The sequence below is a fragment of the Micromonospora sp. NRRL B-16802 genome, assembly GCF_001279555.1.
Taxonomy (GTDB): Bacteria; Actinomycetota; Actinomycetes; order Mycobacteriales; family Micromonosporaceae; genus Micromonospora; species Micromonospora profundi.
Window position 1 is genome coordinate 1 of sequence record NZ_LGEB01000083.1, and the last position, 15,809, is coordinate 15,809.

At 71.1% G+C, this 15,809-nt stretch carries 18 protein-coding genes, 1 pseudogene and 1 riboswitch; of the genes and pseudogenes, 9 read left to right on the forward strand and 10 right to left on the reverse strand.

Annotated features, from left to right (window positions below; genetic code table 11):
- Window positions 1-149: 149 nt before the first annotated feature.
- Window positions 150-737 (reverse strand): ECF transporter S component, encoded by a 588-nt coding sequence (locus ADK66_RS22885; protein WP_053658652.1) that lies wholly within the window; start codon window positions 735-737, stop codon window positions 150-152.
- 75 nt (window positions 738-812) lie between these two features.
- Window positions 813-917, reverse strand: a riboswitch (TPP riboswitch).
- A 98-nt stretch (window positions 918-1,015) separates the two neighbouring features.
- Here ADK66_RS22885 and ADK66_RS22890 point away from each other — a divergent pair.
- The 5 genes from ADK66_RS22890 to ADK66_RS22910 all read left to right on the forward strand — a co-directional run bounded on the left by ADK66_RS22890 (window position 1,016) and on the right by ADK66_RS22910 (window position 6,222).
- Window positions 1,016-1,846 carry an alpha/beta fold hydrolase gene (locus ADK66_RS22890; RefSeq protein WP_053658654.1) on the forward strand — a complete coding sequence of 277 codons (831 nt, stop codon included), beginning with the start codon at window positions 1,016-1,018 and terminating at the stop codon, window positions 1,844-1,846.
- A gap of 23 nt (window positions 1,847-1,869) precedes the next feature.
- On the forward strand, window positions 1,870-2,676 hold the full coding sequence (locus ADK66_RS22895) for an aminoglycoside N(3)-acetyltransferase (RefSeq protein WP_053658656.1): 807 nt from the start codon (window positions 1,870-1,872) through the stop codon (window positions 2,674-2,676).
- On the forward strand, window positions 2,673-3,422 hold the full coding sequence (locus ADK66_RS22900) for a sugar isomerase domain-containing protein (RefSeq protein WP_053658659.1): 750 nt from the start codon (window positions 2,673-2,675) through the stop codon (window positions 3,420-3,422). Before ADK66_RS22895 ends, ADK66_RS22900 begins: the two co-directional genes overlap by 4 nt.
- 166 nt (window positions 3,423-3,588) lie before the next feature.
- Entirely contained in the window at window positions 3,589-4,092 is a 504-nt protein-coding gene (locus tag ADK66_RS22905) for a DUF6328 family protein (protein ID WP_053658661.1), read from the forward strand.
- Window positions 4,093-4,200: 108 nt separating this feature from the next.
- Window positions 4,201-6,222, forward strand: coding sequence for an acyl-CoA dehydrogenase family protein (locus ADK66_RS22910; protein ID WP_053658663.1), 2,022 nt, complete (start codon window positions 4,201-4,203; stop codon window positions 6,220-6,222).
- A gap of 15 nt (window positions 6,223-6,237) precedes the next feature.
- On the opposite strand, the gene ADK66_RS22915 is transcribed toward ADK66_RS22910, so the two are convergent.
- From ADK66_RS22915 to ADK66_RS22945, 7 genes are all read right to left on the reverse strand, one after another.
- Window positions 6,238-6,846 carry a hypothetical protein gene (locus ADK66_RS22915; protein WP_053658665.1) on the reverse strand — a complete coding sequence of 203 codons (609 nt, stop codon included), beginning with the start codon at window positions 6,844-6,846 and terminating at the stop codon, window positions 6,238-6,240.
- A gap of 75 nt (window positions 6,847-6,921) precedes the next feature.
- Window positions 6,922-7,320 (reverse strand): Fur family transcriptional regulator, encoded by a 399-nt coding sequence (locus tag ADK66_RS22920; RefSeq protein WP_053658667.1) that lies wholly within the window; start codon window positions 7,318-7,320, stop codon window positions 6,922-6,924.
- A complete protein-coding gene (locus ADK66_RS22925) occupies window positions 7,317-7,616 on the reverse strand; it encodes a metalloregulator ArsR/SmtB family transcription factor (RefSeq protein WP_053658669.1) in 300 nt (99 codons plus the stop codon). Before ADK66_RS22925 ends, ADK66_RS22920 begins: the two co-directional genes overlap by 4 nt.
- An 18-nt stretch (window positions 7,617-7,634) precedes the next feature.
- Window positions 7,635-8,501, reverse strand: a complete 867-nt coding sequence (locus ADK66_RS22930; protein WP_053658687.1) for a metal ABC transporter permease — start codon at window positions 8,499-8,501, stop codon at window positions 7,635-7,637.
- 2 nt (window positions 8,502-8,503) lie between these two features.
- Entirely contained in the window at window positions 8,504-9,265 is a 762-nt protein-coding gene (locus ADK66_RS22935) for a metal ABC transporter ATP-binding protein (RefSeq protein WP_053658671.1), read from the reverse strand.
- Window positions 9,262-10,215 carry a metal ABC transporter substrate-binding protein gene (locus tag ADK66_RS22940; RefSeq protein WP_053658673.1) on the reverse strand — a complete coding sequence of 318 codons (954 nt, stop codon included), beginning with the start codon at window positions 10,213-10,215 and terminating at the stop codon, window positions 9,262-9,264. Before ADK66_RS22940 ends, ADK66_RS22935 begins: the two co-directional genes overlap by 4 nt.
- Window positions 10,216-10,269: 54 nt before the next feature.
- Window positions 10,270-10,527, reverse strand: a complete 258-nt coding sequence (locus tag ADK66_RS22945; protein WP_053658675.1) for a hypothetical protein — start codon at window positions 10,525-10,527, stop codon at window positions 10,270-10,272.
- 27 nt (window positions 10,528-10,554) lie between these two features.
- Here ADK66_RS22945 and ADK66_RS22950 point away from each other — a divergent pair, with 27 nt between their 5' ends.
- The 3 genes from ADK66_RS22950 to ADK66_RS22960 all read left to right on the forward strand — a co-directional run bounded on the left by ADK66_RS22950 (window position 10,555) and on the right by ADK66_RS22960 (window position 12,895).
- Complete coding sequence (locus ADK66_RS22950; RefSeq protein WP_053658677.1) at window positions 10,555-10,896, forward strand: antibiotic biosynthesis monooxygenase; 342 nt, start codon at window positions 10,555-10,557, stop codon at window positions 10,894-10,896.
- 24 nt (window positions 10,897-10,920) lie between these two features.
- Window positions 10,921-11,400: a hypothetical protein gene (locus ADK66_RS22955; protein ID WP_053658679.1), complete on the forward strand. Its 480-nt coding sequence runs from the start codon at window positions 10,921-10,923 to the stop codon at window positions 11,398-11,400.
- Between the two features lie 115 nt (window positions 11,401-11,515).
- Complete coding sequence (locus tag ADK66_RS22960) at window positions 11,516-12,895, forward strand: glycine--tRNA ligase (protein ID WP_053658681.1); 1,380 nt, start codon at window positions 11,516-11,518, stop codon at window positions 12,893-12,895.
- A gap of 95 nt (window positions 12,896-12,990) precedes the next feature.
- On the opposite strand, the gene ADK66_RS22965 is transcribed toward ADK66_RS22960, so the two are convergent.
- Window positions 12,991-13,965, reverse strand: coding sequence for a type IV toxin-antitoxin system AbiEi family antitoxin domain-containing protein (locus ADK66_RS22965; RefSeq protein WP_053658683.1), 975 nt, complete (start codon window positions 13,963-13,965; stop codon window positions 12,991-12,993).
- 186 nt (window positions 13,966-14,151) lie between these two features.
- Here ADK66_RS22965 and dusB point away from each other — a divergent pair, with 186 nt between their 5' ends.
- A complete protein-coding gene (gene dusB / locus ADK66_RS22970; protein WP_053658685.1) occupies window positions 14,152-15,315 on the forward strand; it encodes a tRNA dihydrouridine synthase DusB in 1,164 nt (387 codons plus the stop codon).
- Between the two features lie 415 nt (window positions 15,316-15,730).
- Here the strand turns inward: dusB and ADK66_RS32765 are convergent.
- A pseudogene (locus tag ADK66_RS32765) lies at window positions 15,731-15,809 on the reverse strand (phytochelatin synthase); the annotation flags it as partial.

A 15,809-nucleotide genomic window follows, 5' to 3' on the forward strand; every position in this document is an offset into this window, starting at 1 on the left:
GCCCCCGCCCGCCTCCTGCACCCCTTCCACCCTGCCCGGTGATCATGAGGTTGACGGGGGCTTGGGCGATCCATCCGCCCGTCAACCTCATGATCGACGTGAGTGAGTGAGTGAGTGGGTGGGACGGGAGGGGCGGGGAAGGTGAGGGATTAGACGAGGGCTCGGTTCCGGCCTGCTGGGAAGCGGTCCAGGACGCCGGTGTTGGCAAGGGCCCGGGTGAGCAGCCAGCCGCCGATGCCGGCGATCACAGTGGCGCTGACGATGGTGAGCAGCGCGTACGGGATGCGGTAGTTGACGAGTTCGGTCTCGACGTTCCAGACGAAGAAGTCGAACAGCGCGGCGCTGAGACCTGTCAACGCGCCGGCCAGCGCCGCCGTCGGCAGCCGGAACGACCGGTAGCGGAAGGCGGCGAAGGCCAACTCGGCGCCGATGCCCTGAACGATCCCCTGCGGAATCACAGTGCCGGCCCACTGGCTGCCCAGCAGCGCGGAGACGACCGCCGCCACCGTCTCGCAGTAGAGCGCCGCGCCGGGCTTGCGGATGACCAGGCCGCCGACGACGGCCGGCATCAGCCAGACGCCGTAGATCAGCGTCTGCGCCGGCGGGAAGAAGGCGAACGCGCCCTCGGTGGCACTCCAGACCAGGCCCCAGGCCCAGAAGATGACGCCGAAGGCGACAGCGATCACCGAGGCGACCACGATGTCGATGGTCCGCCATCGGTTGGTGGTGTTGTCCATGCTTTGCTCCCAGTTCAGTGAACGAACCAGGAGAAGACGCACGCCGCGCGCCCGGTGGCACCGGACGACGGCGCGGCTGGAGGTCGACCGAACTCCCTGCGCTGGCATTACCCAGATCAGGTTCGAGGGTCTGCGGGCGTGCCCGCACTCTCAGCGCTGTGCGCTCCCCTGTCGGATGTGAAGTTGTCTCGCTGACGCTAGCACCGACCTGGGGTGACAGCCCAGCAGGGAGTCCCGGCAGCCGGCCGGCCCGGCGTCGGCTCGGTAGGCTCACGATCATGCAGGTCGACGCGCGAGGTCTCACCTTCGAGGTACGCACCGGTGGTCCGGCAGACGGCGCGCCCGTCCTGCTGCTGCACGGCTTCCCGCAGCACAGCGGCGAGTGGGACGAGGTCGTCCCGGCGCTGCACACCGCCGGGCTGCGCACGTACGCGCTGGACCAGCGCGGCTACTCGCCGGGCGCGCGGCCGGAGGCGGTGGCCGACTACCGGATCCCCGAACTGGCCGCCGACGCGGTGGCAGTGCTCGACGCGCTCGGGTTGGACGCCGTCCACCTGGTCGGACACGACTGGGGCGCGATCGTTGCCTGGGCGCTGGCGGCCGAGCACCCCGAACGGGTCCGTACGCTCACCGCCGTGTCAGTGCCGCATCCGGCGGCCATGGCCCACGCCCTCGGCACCGACACGGAGCAGAAGGCCCGCTCGTCGTACATCGCGCTGTTCCGCCAGCCCGGCAAGGCCGAGAAGGTGCTGCTGGCGTTCAACGCGACGGCGCTGCGCAAGATGCTCGGCGGGGTGGGCGACGCGCCCCGGGTGGACCGCTACGCCGATCCGATGCGCGAGCCGGGTGCCCTGACCGCCGCGCTGAACTGGTACCGGGCCATGTCCCGGGCCGACCTGGCCGCCGTCGGCCCGGTCGCGGTGCCCACCACCTATGTGTGGAGTGACCGGGACATCGCCATCGGCCGGACCGCCGCCGAGGCGTGCGCCGCCAACGTCACGGGTGACTACCGCTTCGTACCGCTGCCCGGGGTGACCCACTGGATCCCGGACGCCGCCCCTGGCCCGCTCGCCGAGGCGATCCTGGCCCGGGTCGCCGGGACGGCCTGAGCCGTGCCGATCGAAGGAGCGCCGTGACGACGTACCCCGGCGGGCCGGGCACCCGGCGCTCGGTCGCCGCGCAGCTGCGCCTGCTGGGCGTACGTCCCGGCTCGACAGTGCTTGTGCACGCGGCCCTGCGCCCGCTGGGTTTCGTCTGCGGTGGACCGCACGCGGTGGTGCTCGCCCTGCGTGACGCGCTCGGCCCGGACGGCACGATCGTGGTGCCGACCCACACGCCCGACAACAGCGACCCCGCGCAGTGGCGCAACCCGCCGGTTCCGGTGGACTGGTGGCCGCTGATCCGGGCCGAGATGCCGGGGTTCGACCCGGCGGTCACCCCCAGCCGCTACATGGGCGTGCTCGCCGAGACGGTTCGCGGCTGGCCCGGCGCGTTGCGCAGCGCGCATCCCCAGGTGTCGTTCGCGGCGCTCGGCCCGGCCGCCGAGCAGGTCGTCGCCGGGCACGGCCTGGCCGACATGCTCGGCGCACAGTCTCCGCTGGCCCGGCTCTACGACCTGGACGCCGACGTGCTGCTGCTCGGGGTGGACCACAGCGTGAACACGTCGCTGCACCTGGCCGAGTACCGTCGTCCCGCGCCGGTCCGTGAGCGGCTGGGCGCGGCGGTGCGGATACCCGACGGTGGCCGCGAGTGGGTGTGGTGGCAGGACATCAGGCTCGACGAGAGCGACTTCGGCACGCTGGGCCAGGCCCTGGAGGCCACCGGCGTGGTCCGCGTCGGCTCGGTGGGCGCCGGAACCGCGAGGTTGGTACGCCAGCGGGCGGCTGTCGACTTCGCGGTGCAGTGGATGGCCCGCAACCGGACGACGGAGGACACATGAGCGTGAGCGCCGACGACTTTCTGGCAGTGGTGACCGAGACGATCGGCCGGGTGGCCGCCAGTCAGCGGGAGGCGGTGGGGCGGGCCGCCGACCTGATCGCCGACGCCGTACGCGCCGACGGGGTGGTGCACGCCTTCGGGACGGGCCACTCGGAGGCCCTCGCCATGGAGATCGCCGGCCGGGCGGGTGGCCTGGTGCCGACCAACCGGATCGCGTTGCGCGACCTGGTGCTGATCGGTGGCGAGCCGGCCGAGCGGCTCGGCCCGCTGCTGGAACGGGACCCGGCCGTGGCGCACCGGCTCTACGAGCTGGCCCCGGTACGCCCCACCGACGTCTTCGTGCTCGCCTCGAACTCCGGGGTCAACGGCGCCATGGTCGAGTTCGCCACGCTCGTCAAGCAGCGGGGGCATGGGCTCGTGGCGATCACCTCCGTGCAGCACTCCGGCCGGATGACCTCCCGCCACCCGTCCGGTCGCAAGCTGGCCGACCTGGCCGACGTGGTGCTCGACAACGGCGCACCGTACGGCGATGCGACGCTGCCGCTGCCCGGCGGTGGCGCTGTCGGCGCGGTCTCCTCGATCACGGCGGCACTGCTGGCCCAACAGGTCACCGTGGAGGTGGTTGCTCGGTTGCTGGCGGCGGGGGAGCGGCCCCCGGTCTACCTGTCGGCGAACATCCCGGACGGCGACGCGCACAACACCGAGCTCGAAGCCCGCTACGCGGGCCGCATCCGCCGCGGCTCCTGAACGCCCGCGTGGGCGGCGCTCGGCGAGGGCGGTGGCGTGACCAGCGGAGTGTCCTGGCGGTGACCGGCAGATGTCGTGAACCTGTTTCGCGCTCAGTCGTGTGGGGCATTGGCGTTGCTGCCGGCGGACCGCTCCGTCGGCAGTAGCGTCTCACCGGAGGTAGCGCGTGTCGACGGAGACCGAGAAGCAGCGTTGGCAGCGCAACTTCGCCGATCTGCTACAGGAGCTGCGGGTCGCCCAGACGGGCGTGCAGATCCTGTTCGCCTTCCTGCTGACCCTGCCGTTCAGCAACGGATTCACCCGGACCAGCGAGTTCCAGCGGGATGTCTACATCGTCGCCCTGATCGCCGCGGCCGCCGCCACCGCGATGATCATTTCGCCGGTGGCGTTCCACAGGGCGCTGTTCCGGCAGGGGCGCAAGCCGGAGCTGGTCCGCTTCGCGCACCGGATGGCCAGCGGCGGGCTCGCCTTCATGCTGATCTCGATGGTCAGCGCGGTTCTGCTGATCACCGACTTCGTGCTGGACCGGCCGATCGCCTTCATCCTCAGCGGCCTGACCGGGCTCTGGTTCCTCACGTTCTGGGCGATCCTGCCGTTCTCCCGGCGTAGCTGGGGCGAGGACGACATCGACGACGACGATGACGACCCGGAGATGCTCAGCGGTCGCTGAGGACGGCGATCCGGACGTACGCTGCGCTACCCCTTGGTAACAAGCGGGGGTAGCGTGGCGGTAGTCGCGCACGTCGACGCAGCCGCACCGAGGTTCGAGGGGGCAGCCGTGACCACGACGCAGAACGGCCGACCGGCACCGGACGGTCCTGACTCCAACCCCGCAGTCGACAAGGCCCAGGCGGGCACCGCCGGTGCGGCCGCGCCGCTGCCCGAGGAGGCCGGGCAGGTCTCCGAGAAGGAAGCCCGGCAGGTCGCCGAGGCGGCCCGGGAGTCCACCTGGGACCGGCCCAGCTTCGGCAAGGAGCTTTTCCTGGGGCGGTTCCGGCTCGACCTCATCGACCCGTGGCCGCGCTCCGATCCGGACGACGAGGCCCGCGCCGAGGACTTCCTCGGCCGGTTCCGCGACTTCCTCGCCTCCGAAGTGGACGGACAGGCCATCGAGCGGGACGCCTCCATCCCGGACTCGGTGTTCCACGGTCTTGCCGACCTCGGCGCGTTCGGCATGAAGATCGACCGGAAGTACGGCGGCCTGGGCCTGAGCAACCTGCACTACTGCCGGGCGCTGATGCTCGCCGGCTCGGTAAGCCCGGCGATCGGCGCGCTGCTCTCCGCGCACCAGTCGATCGGCGTGCCGCAACCGCTGAAGATGTTCGGCACCGCCGAGCAGAAGCAACGCTTCCTGCCTCGGCTCGCCGCCGGTGAGGTCTCCGCGTTCCTGCTCACCGAACCGGACGTCGGCTCCGACCCGGCCCGGCTCGCGACCACCGCCGAGCCGACCGAGGACGGCACCGGCTACCGGCTCAACGGTGTGAAGCTGTGGGCCACCAACGGCATCGTGGCCACCCTGCTCGTGGTGATGGCCAGGGTGCCGGCCGGCGAGGGTCGGCGCGGTGGGATCACCGCGTTCGTCGTGGACGGTGACAGCGCGGGCATCACGGTGGAGCGGCGCAACGAGTTCGTCGGTCTGCGTGGCCTGGAGAACAGCCTGACCCGGTTCCACGACGTGTTCGTACCGGCCGAGAACGTCATCGGCGGCGAGGGCAAGGGCCTCAAGATTGCCCTGACCACGTTGAACACGGGTCGGCTCTCGCTGCCTGCCATGTGCGTGGGCGCTGGCAAGTGGGCGTTGAACGTGGCCCGGGGGTGGGCCGCCGACCGGGTCCAGTGGGGCCGGCCGGTGGGGGAGCACGAGGCCGTCGCCCAGAAGCTCTCCTTCATCGCGGCCACCACGTACGGCATGGAGACCATGCTCGACCTGTGCTGCCTGCTCGCCGACGACGACCGCAACGACATCCGGATCGAGGCGGCGCTCGTCAAGCTGTACGCCAGCGAGATGGCCTGGAAGATCGCCGACGAGCTGATCCAGATCCGGGGCGGGCGCGGCTACGAGACGGCCGACTCGCTGGCAGCCCGTGGCGAGCGCGCCGCAGCCGTCGAGCAGATGATGCGTGACCTGCGGATCAATCGGATCTTCGAGGGCTCGACGGAGATCATGCACCTGTTGATCGCCCGGGAGGCGGTCGACGCCCACCTGTCGGTGGCAGGCGACATCATCGACCCGGATGCGGGGCTCGGCCGCAAGGCCCGAGCGGGCGCCCGAGCGAGCGCCTTCTACGCGAAGTGGCTCCCCACGCTCGCGGTCGGTCGGGGGCAGAGCCCTTCGGCGTACGCCGAGTTCGGGCCGCTGGCCGCACACCTGCGCCAGGTGGAGCGCTCGTCGCGCAAGCTGGCCCGGTCGACGTTCTACGCGATGTCCCGCTGGCAGGGAAAGATGGAACGCAAGCAGGCGTTCCTCGGCCGCATCGTGGACATCGGCGCGGAGCTGTTCGCGATGTCGGCGGTCTGCGTCCGGGCGACGGCCGAGCGCGGCAGCCGACCGGAGAACGTGGAGCTGGCCGACCTGTTCTGCCGGCAGGCACGGGTCCGGGTGGACGCGCTGTTCGCCGCCCTGTGGGACAACACCGACTCGGTCGACACCACCGCCGCGAAACGGATCCTCGCCGGCCGCTACGCCAGCTTGGAGGAGGGCGTCATCACCCCGTCCGACGAGCTGCCCTGGGTGGCCCGTTGGACGCCCGGCCCGTCCACGGCCGAGGACGTCCGCCGCCGCATCCCGCCGAAGCCCTGACCCCGTCGGCCGGGCTCAGCGGGCTCGGCCGCGCAGGCCGAGCTGGCGCAACTCCAGCGCGGCCAGGGCATCCACTGTGTCGTCGTCACCGCGCCGCCAGGCCTCGGCGACGTCCGGCGCGATCCGGGTCAGCCGGCCCAGCGGCTGGGTGGCCAGCGCGCGCAGGGCGAGCAGGTCCCGACCGGCCGGCCCATCGGCCAGTTTCGCGGCCGATCCGGCGCGGCGCATCCACCGCAGCCGCAGCGGCAGCCAACCGAACAGCACGATGCCGAGCGGAAAGATGAGCACCGCGACGGCGAGCGCCAAGGCGAGCTGGTCGACCAGGTGCTGCTGGTCACGGCCGGCGTCGGCGAGCCCCCGGGCCGCGTCGGCGGCCCGCTGGAAGGGCGCGGTCAGCTCATCGCCGACAAGCGGGACCCGCCGAACCTTGCCGCCGGCGTCGGCGAGGTTGTCGGCGAGGCCACCGCCGGCGCCCTCCAGCTTCTGCCCAGGTACGGCGAGTTTCTGCACAAGGTCGTGCAGCCAGAGCGCGCCGCGGATCGCGACGTACACCCAGGCGACGACGAGGAGGTCGGTGAGCAACTGGCGGGCGGCGGTCGGAAAGCGATCAGCGTAGATCTTCACGCCGGACAGCGTGCCACGAACGGCCCGACTAATGCAGATGTGGAGGCACGATCTACGAGGGCCGGGACGCGGCTTTCAACGCACGCAGGTCGGGCAGGTGCCGAAGATTTCCAGTGTGTGGCTGACTTCTGCGTAGCCGTGCTCTGCGGCAACCCGGTCGGCCCAGCTCTCCACCGCAGGCCCGGCCACCTCGACGGTACGCCCGCACACCCGGCACACCAGGTGGTGGTGATGGCCCTGGCTGCACCGGCGGTAGAGGTGCTCGCCGCCCGGCGGGCGCATCACGTCGATCTCGCCCGCGTCGGCCAGCCCCTGCAACGTCCGGTAGACGGTTGTCAGGCCGACCCGCTCACCGCGTTGCCGGAGCATCGCGTGCAGGTCCTGCGCGCTGTGGAAGCCCTCCATCTCGCCCAGCAGGGCGCTCACCGCCGAGCGCTGCCGGGTGTTGCGCACCGCGGCGCCGCTCTCGTTCATGATCCCTCCCCGGCGTGGCTCACCGCGTCCGCCACAATGTGCGCCACGTGTTCGTCGACCAGGCTGTAGGCGATCTCCCTGCCCCGGCGGGACCCCCGCACCACGCCCGCGCCGCGCAGCACCCGCAGGTGCTGGGAGACCAGCGGTTGCGCGGCACCGAGCTTCTCCACCAGTTCATGCACACACCGCTCGCCGCCGGCGAGCTCGCTGACGATGGCCAGCCGGATGGGGGCGGAGAGGGCGCGGAGCAGTTCGCTCGCCCCGTCGAAGCCCTCGTAACCCGTAGCGGTGGTCATTCTGCAACGGTAACCAATTCAGCCGAGCACCACCTCGTGCGGCTCGGCGGGCGCCACGGAGGCCGGTGCGGCCCGGCGACGCAGCGTCCGCCAGATTCCCGCGCCCACTGCCACCACCAGGAAGGAGGCGATCGCCACAAGCACCACCGAGGCGCCCGGCGCGGTGTCCGCAGTCGCCGCCACCCAGACACCGGTGCCGGCGGCGAAGAGGCCGAGCGCCATCGCGGCGGTCATCGTGCTGCGGAAGCCACGGGTGACCTGCTGCGCGGTGGCCACCGGGACCACCATCAGCGCACTGATCAGCAGCACTCCGACGGCCCGCATCGCGATGGTCACGGTGATCGCCGTGGTCACCGCGATCAGCAGATTGAGGGTACGCACCGGCAGGCCGGAGACCCTGGCGTACTCCTCGTCGTGGCTCACCGCGAAGAGCGCCGGCCGCAGCGCGATCATGGCGACGAGGATCGCCCCGCCGAGGATCACGATGGTGGTCAGGTCGGTGGCCGAGATGGTGGTCAGCGACCCGAACAGGTAGGCGTTGAGATTCGCGCTCGTCGCGTCGGAGAGCCCGACCAGCAGCACACCGCCGGCGATGCCGCCGTAGAACAACAGAGCCAGGGCAAGGTCGCCGGACGTACGCCCGCGGGCGCGCACCAGCTCGATGGCGACCGCACCGGCGGTGGCAACTATCACCGCCACCAGCACCGGCGAGCGGTTGAGCAGCAGACCCGCGCCGACACCCGTCAACGCCACGTGCCCGATGCCGTCGCCGATAAGCGTCAACCGGCGCTGCACCAGGTAGATGCCGAGCGCTGGCGCGGCCAAGCCGATCACCAGCGCGGCGATCAGGGCGCGCTGCATGTAGGGGTACTGGAAGAGTTCCATGCTCAGCTGCTCCACAGCCCGGCGGGCTCGTCGGGACCGTGCGGGTGCACGTGGTCGTGGTCGGGCTCCGCGTGGTGGCCGGCCGGGTCCGGCACCGGGCCGTCGTGACAGATACCACCCTCGTGTACGACGACAGCCCGGCTGATCACCGGCCGCAGGGGGCCCAACTCGTGGGCCACCAGCAGCACCGTCCCGCCGTCGCCGACGAAGTCGCGCAGCGCGCCGGCGAACGCCTCCTGGCTTGCCGCGTCCACGCCGGCGGTGGGCTCGTCGAGGATCAGCAGCTCGGGTCGGCCGGCGAGCGCACGGGCGATCAGTGTGCGCTGCTGCTGGCCGCCGGAGAGTGTGGCAACCGGGTCGGCGGCCCGGTCGGCGAGCCCGACCGCGCGCAGCGCGGCGTCGACGGCGGCCCGATCGGCAGCGCCCGGAGGGCGGAGCAACCCTCGACGGGCCAGCCGGCCGGAGCCCACGACCTCGCGGACCGTCGCCGGTACGCCGCCGCCCGCGCCGAGGCGCTGCGGGACGTACCCGATGCGCTGCCACTGCCGGAACCGGCGCAATGGCTGGTCGAAGAGGCTGATCGAGCCGGTGCTCAGCGGCACCAGCCCGAGCACGGCGCGGATCAACGTGGACTTGCCGGAGCCGTTGGCGCCGAGCACCGCGACCACCTCACCGGCGGTCACGCTGAGCGAGACATCCCGGAGCACCGGGCGGCCGTCGTAGCCGACCGCCGCGTGCTCGACGCTGATCACGGGCGCGCTCACGAGCAGCTCAACGCCGTCCGCAGGGTCTCCAGGTTGGTACGCATCACCGAAAGGTAGTCGGCGTCGCTGCCGGCGGCGAGTCCTTCGAGCGGGTCGAGCACCGCGGTCTTGGCGCCGACCTGACCGGCGATGGTCTCGGCCACCTTGGGGCTGACAAGGGTCTCGAAGAAGATCGTGGTTGCCTGGTGCTCCTTGGCCTCCTCGATGACCTGCGCGAGCCGCTGCGGCGAGGGCTCGACGTCCGGGCTCAGCCCGGTGATGCCGATCTGTTCGAGCTGGTAGCGGTCGGCCAGGTAGCCGAACGCGGTGTGGCTGGTCACGATCTCCCGCCGCTGGCAGGTCCGCAGGCCCTCGGTGAACTCGCCGTCCAGCCGCGTCAGGTCGGCGCGCAGCGCGGCGGCGCGGGTGGTGTAGTCGGCGGCGTGGGCCGGGTCGGCCTCGCCGAGCCGCTTGGCGAGTTGATCGCCGATGCCGGCCAGCCGGGTCGGGTCGAGCCAGACGTGCGGATCCTTGCCGCCGCCGTGCTCCTCCTCGCCCTGCTCGTCGTCCCCGTGGTCGTGGTCGTGGCCGCCGGCGCTCACGTCCAGCAGCGGCTGCACGCTCGCCACGTCGAACACCCGGTCGCCGCCGCTCTGCGCGATCGCCTCGTCGACCGCGGGCTGGAAACCCTTCAGGTAGACGATCAACTCCGCGTCGCTTACCTGGCCGACCTGCTTCGGGCTCAGCTCCAGATCGTGGGGCTCGGCGCCGGGCCGGGCCAGGTTGGTCACCCGGACCGCGTCACCGCCGATCCTCTCGGCGAGGAACTGGAGGGGATAGAACGCGGCCACCACGTCGACCCGTTGCGGATCGGCGCCGGCCGGACCGCCGTCGGAGCAGCCGGCCCCCGCGCCCAGGACGAGCAGGGCGGTCGCGGCGGCCAGGACACGGGACGTGGTGCGGTTGCTCATGCCCCCAACTGTCCGTGGCAACGACAATGATTGTCAAAAACGCATAGCTGCATGTCAGAGCAGCTTCGCGAGGCCCACAGTCACCAGCAGGGTCAACATCAACAGCCGGATGAGCCGGGTCTGCGGCGCCTGAACCGCCCAGGTGGTCGCCAACAGGGCGATCAGGGCAGCGGCGAGCGCCAGCGTCAAAAGCCCGCCGATCACGCCTGGCGTGAAGAACGCGATCAGCACCACCACCAGGGTGAGCAGAAACACCGATGTCGGGTTGGCCCCGGCCAACCGGGCCAGCAGAGGGCGCTGCGTACGCTGCATCCCACAGACTCTACGAGGAGGCGCCCGGTGCTGGTGACCAACCGGTTCGTGGTCGACGTCGATGTCGCCGACGACTTCACCGAACGGGCCCACGCGGCCCTCACCGCGCTGGCCGCCCGCCCCGGCTACCTGCGAGGTCAACTCCTGCGGGCGCTTGACGACCCCCGGCACTGGACACTGCTCACCGAGTGGGAGTCGGTAGGCACCTACCGGCGTGCCCTGGGCGCCTTCGAGGTCAAGGTCAGCGCCGTGCCGCTGCTCGCCGAATCGGTCGACGAACCCTCCGCGTACGAGGCGCTTGCCAACGCCGCGCCCGGCGGGGCAGTGGTGGTCGCCGAGAGTGATCGGGCTGCTGGTCCTTACCGCTGAGCCGTCGGGCACTACCCTGCTCCTATGACCGCACCCGCCCCGCCGCCCGGTCCCGGTGTGGCTCCGCCGTTCGCCGCGCCGCCCACCGAGGGCCGCCGGACCCGGCTCTGGATCGGCCTCGGCGTCGGCGCTCTCGCCATCCTGCTCTGCTGCGGCGGGGGAGGCGCGGCCGTGGTCGGCCTGGCCGTCAGCGGCGTGCAGGCGATCCGGGAGCAGGGGCGCACGGTCACCGGCGACTACTACCAGGCCCTCGTCGATCGGAACTACGGGCGGGCGTACGACCAGCTCTGCGACGACGCGCAGCGGCGCGAGTCACGCCCCGAGTTCGAGCGCAGGGCCGCCGCCGAGCCGCAGGTAACCACGTTCCGGGTCGGTGAGGTCGACACGACAAACCTGACAGTGCCCGTCGACGTGACGCTCTCCGGCGGCGACCGGGAACGACAGCAGGTCACACTGGGTCAGGACGGTCAGACCGGCAGCATGGAGGTCTGCGGGGTGAGCTGACCCGCCCCCGGTATTCTGCTGTCGCTCGGGGTGACGGTGGACGTACCGTTGTCCCGAACCGCCCGATCCATCCACATCTCGCCCCCGCCGACCGCCAGCCGGCGTAGGAGGAAACATGCCAGCAGACCGTATCGACGCCGTCGTCAGCCTCGCCAAGCGCCGAGGCTTCGTCTTCCCCTCCAGCGAGATCTACGGAGGCACCCGATCGGCGTGGGACTACGGTCCGCTCGGCGTGGAGCTCAAGGAGAACGTCCGCCGGCAGTGGTGGAAGACGATGGTCCAGCAGCGCGACGACGTGGTCGGCCTCGACTCCGCAGTGATCCTGGCCCGCAAGGTGTGGGAGGCGTCCGGCCACATCGCCGAGTTCGTCGACCCGCTCACCGAGTGCCAGTTCTGCCACAAGCGGTTCCGGGCTGACCACATCGAGGAGGCGTACGAGGCCAAGCACGGCCACGCGCCGACCTCACTCGCCGAGGTCAACTGCCCCAATTGCGGCAACAAGGGCACCTTCACCGAGCCGAAGATGTTCAACGGCCTGATGAAGACGTACCTGGGCCCGGTGGAGAGCGACGAGGGCATGCACTACCTGCGCCCGGAGACCGCGCAGGGCATCTTCGTCAACTACAAGAACGTCGAGACGGTCGCCCGCAAGAAGCCGCCGTTCGGTATCGCCCAGACCGGCAAGTCGTTCCGCAACGAGATCACCCCGGGCAACTTCATCTTCCGTACGCGTGAGTTCGAGCAGATGGAGATGGAGTTCTTCGTCGAGCCGGGCACCGACGAGCAGTGGCACGAGTACTGGCTCCAGGAGCGCTGGAACTGGTACCTCGACCTGGGCCTCTCGGCGGACAACCTGCGTCTCTACGAGCACCCCAAGGAGAAGCTCTCCCACTACTCGAAGCGGACCGTCGACATCGAGTACCGCTTCCAGTTCGGCGGCACCGAGTTCGCCGAGCTGGAAGGTGTCGCCAACCGCACCGACTTCGACCTCTCCACGCACAGCAAGCACTCCGGCGTCGACCTGTCGTACTTCGACCAGACCAAGAGTGAGCGCTGGATGCCGTACGTCATCGAGCCCGCCGCCGGTCTGACCCGGGCCGTGCTCGCCTTCCTGCTGGAGGCGTACGACGAGGACGAGGCGCCGAACACCAAGGGCGGCGTGGACAAGCGCACCGTGATGCGCTTCGACCCGCGGCTGGCCCCGGTCAAGGTGGCGGTGCTGCCGCTGTCGCGCAACGAGGCGCTGTCGCCGAAGGCCAAGGACCTCGCCGCGCTGCTGCGCAAGCGTTGGGTGGTGGAGTTCGACGACTCGCAGGCGATCGGCCGCCGCTACCGCCGGCAGGACGAGATCGGCACCCCGTTCTGCGTCACCGTCGACTTCGACACGCTCGACGACAACGCCGTGACGGTCCGCAACCGGGACACCATGACCCAGGAGCGCGTCTCCCTGGACCAGGTGGAGCGCTACCTGATCGAGCGCCTCCCCGGCTGCTGAGGTGTAAGGAAGGGCCCCTTTCTAACGCCTCAGGTATAGAAGGGGCCCCTTCCTAACTCCGTTGTTCCGCAAGCTGAGCGGAGCGCCGTACTCGATCAGTCCCTCGCATGCTCCGGGCCGGCTGGATCGACCCGGACCCGGAGCGTGGCACCGACGCCCTGCCGGGACGCGTACGCATCCTCGACAGTTCGTCGGATGCCGTCCGGATGGCGCCGGAGCTGTGCAGGCGTGACGTGCAGAACCAGGACACCGTGCCGACTCAGCTCGTTGTGCCGCTCCAACGTCCGAGCCCAGTCGCCCGGACTGAAGTGGTACTCCTGCGAATCGACCTCCAGCGCCACCGCCGAGTCGGTCAGGTACCCGTCCGGCGTCGGCAGCACCGCCCCGTCAAGCGTACGAAGACGGGGATTCCACCGGATCTGCGGCAGGATCGGGCTGCCCGCCAGGCATTCGCGCAGCTCCGCCTCCGGAGCCGACCGGGTGCCGGCCACGACCTCCGCGTACGCCATCCTGATCAGCGCGGTGCGACTGCGCCGCGCCCGACGGATCTCCTCGTCCAGCCTGGCGAGGTCGGTGAAACCGCGCTGGACAGACTCGGCGAGGATGGCCCGCACCGGGCGAAGCTGCCCAAGGTCGCGGGCCGCGTCCACCACCGCCCGCGCCGGCGAGCAGACGGGGTACGGCGCGCTCGACCGCGCCCGGGCGTCCAGGGTCAGGGCTCGCCGAACAAGGGCGTAGCCCGCCGACCGGCGCCGCGCGTGGTGTGGCACCACCAGGTGTACGTCGGTGTTGCGCGGAATCTGCCGGAACCCGTACCAGGCGAGCGCGGCCAAGCTGGTGAGCTGCGCCTGCGGCCCGGCGTAGAGCGCTGCGGAGATCCGCCGTTGTTCATCGGTCAGTACACCCGTGAACAGGGCGTACGTCGCTGGCAGGACGCGTTGCCACTGGCCGCGCCGGGCCTGGCGGTACAGGTACATGTCGTCGTAGCCAGCGGCGAGCAACTGAGCCCGGGTGGCGATCTGCTGTTGCCGCTCGACCGTTGCCGTCAGCTCAGGTGGATGTTCACGCATGACCGCAGCCTGACCGTCGGAACCAGGCCGTGTCCCGCCCGGCCGCGCGGCCTGTGGAAATCCTGCCGGCTGTGGACAACACCGTCGATCATCGCGCGGTGTGATATGCGTCGTGTTAGGAAGGGCCCCTTCCTATGCACTAGGCGTTAAGCAGGGGCCCTTCCTTACACTTGGGCGGTGACTGCCTTGACCGCGCCTGTTTTGAGCCCTTTGACTCTGGGGCCGTACCAGGTGTGGCCGCCTGTGGTGCTCGCGCCGATGGCCGGCATCACGAACGTCGGGTTCCGCCGGCTCTGCCGGGAGCAGGGCGGCGGCATCTACGTCTGCGAGATGATCACCACTCGGGCGCTTGTCGAGCGCAACCCGAAGACCCTGCGCATGATCACGTTCGGTGACGACGAGAAGCCGCGCAGCCTCCAGCTCTACGGCACCGACCCCGAGATCACCGCAGCCGCCGTACGGATCGTCGTCGAGCGCAACCTGGCCGATCACATCGACCTGAACTTCGGCTGCCCGGTCCCCAAGGTCACGCGGCGTGGCGGCGGTGCGGCGCTGCCGTGGCGGCGCCGGCTCTTCGCCCGGCTGGTCAAGGCCGCGGTGGCTGCCGCGTCACCCGCCGGCGTGCCGGTCACCGTCAAGATGCGCAAGGGCATCGACGACGACCATCTGACGTACGTCGAAGCAGGGCTCGCAGCCCAGGACGCCGGCGTGGCGGCGGTGGCCCTGCACGGGCGGACGGCCTCGCAGCGCTACTCGGGCACCGCCGACTGGGACGCGATCGCCACGTTGAAGCAGGCCCTCGACGTGCCGGTGCTCGGCAACGGCGACATCTGGGAGGCCGACGACGCGCTGCGGATGGTCGCGCACACCGGCGTCGACGGGGTTGTCATCGGGCGCGGCTGCCTCGGCCGGCCGTGGCTCTTCGCCGACCTGGAGGCCGCCTTCAACGGTCGCCCCGAACGGCGGCTGCCCAGCCTCGGCGAGGTGGCGGTGACCATGCGCCGGCACGCCGAGTTGCTCGTCGACCAGTTCGTGGCGGGCGCGCGCAACCCCGCCCGGGGTGAGCGGGACGGCTGCACCGACTTCCGCAAGCACGTCGCCTGGTACCTCAAGGGCTTCCCCGTCGGCGGCGAACTGCGCCGGTCCCTGGCGATGATCGAAAGCCTGGCCCAGCTCGACGACCTACTCGGCAAGCTCGACCCGGCCGAGCCGTTCCCGCTTACCGCCCTCGGTCAGCCGCGTGGCCGGACGAACTCCCCGGGCAAGGTCTTCCTGCCGGACGGCTGGCTGGCCAGCCGGGACGACGACACCGTGCCCGAGGGCGCCGAGATGGACGACTCCGGCGGCTGACCCGCACCGGCCGGCGCTGATGGGTAGCCGGCGTCGACGTCACCGCCTCGGCGCCGACGGGTGGGTGGCGTCGACTGGTCACTGGCCCGGGGCTGTTGGGTGGGTGGCGTCGACTGGTCACCGGCCCGGCGCTGTTGGGCGGGTGGCGTCGACTGGTTACCGCCTCGGCGCTGGTGGGTGGGCGGCCTCGATCGGTCACCGGCTCGGCGCGCTGGTGGTGGCTGGTGTCGGCGGGTCGGCGCCCGGGTCGGCGCCTCGGCCGGTGTGCTGAATTGCTGAGGGCGTCAGTTCCGAAGTGTCGGCGAACCGCGTGATGCCTGCCCGGGCTTCTGGCCGCCGCCGGTGGCATGGCGAAGGGCCGGGCCCCTGGTGGGGGTCCGGCCCTTCGGTGGTGCGTGGTGCGTGTTGGGTGGGGTCAGCTGGTGGCGTAGCCGCGGGTGGCGATCCAGTCGGCGAGGTGCTCGACGGTGATGTCGTAGGAGGCGGTGTTGGGG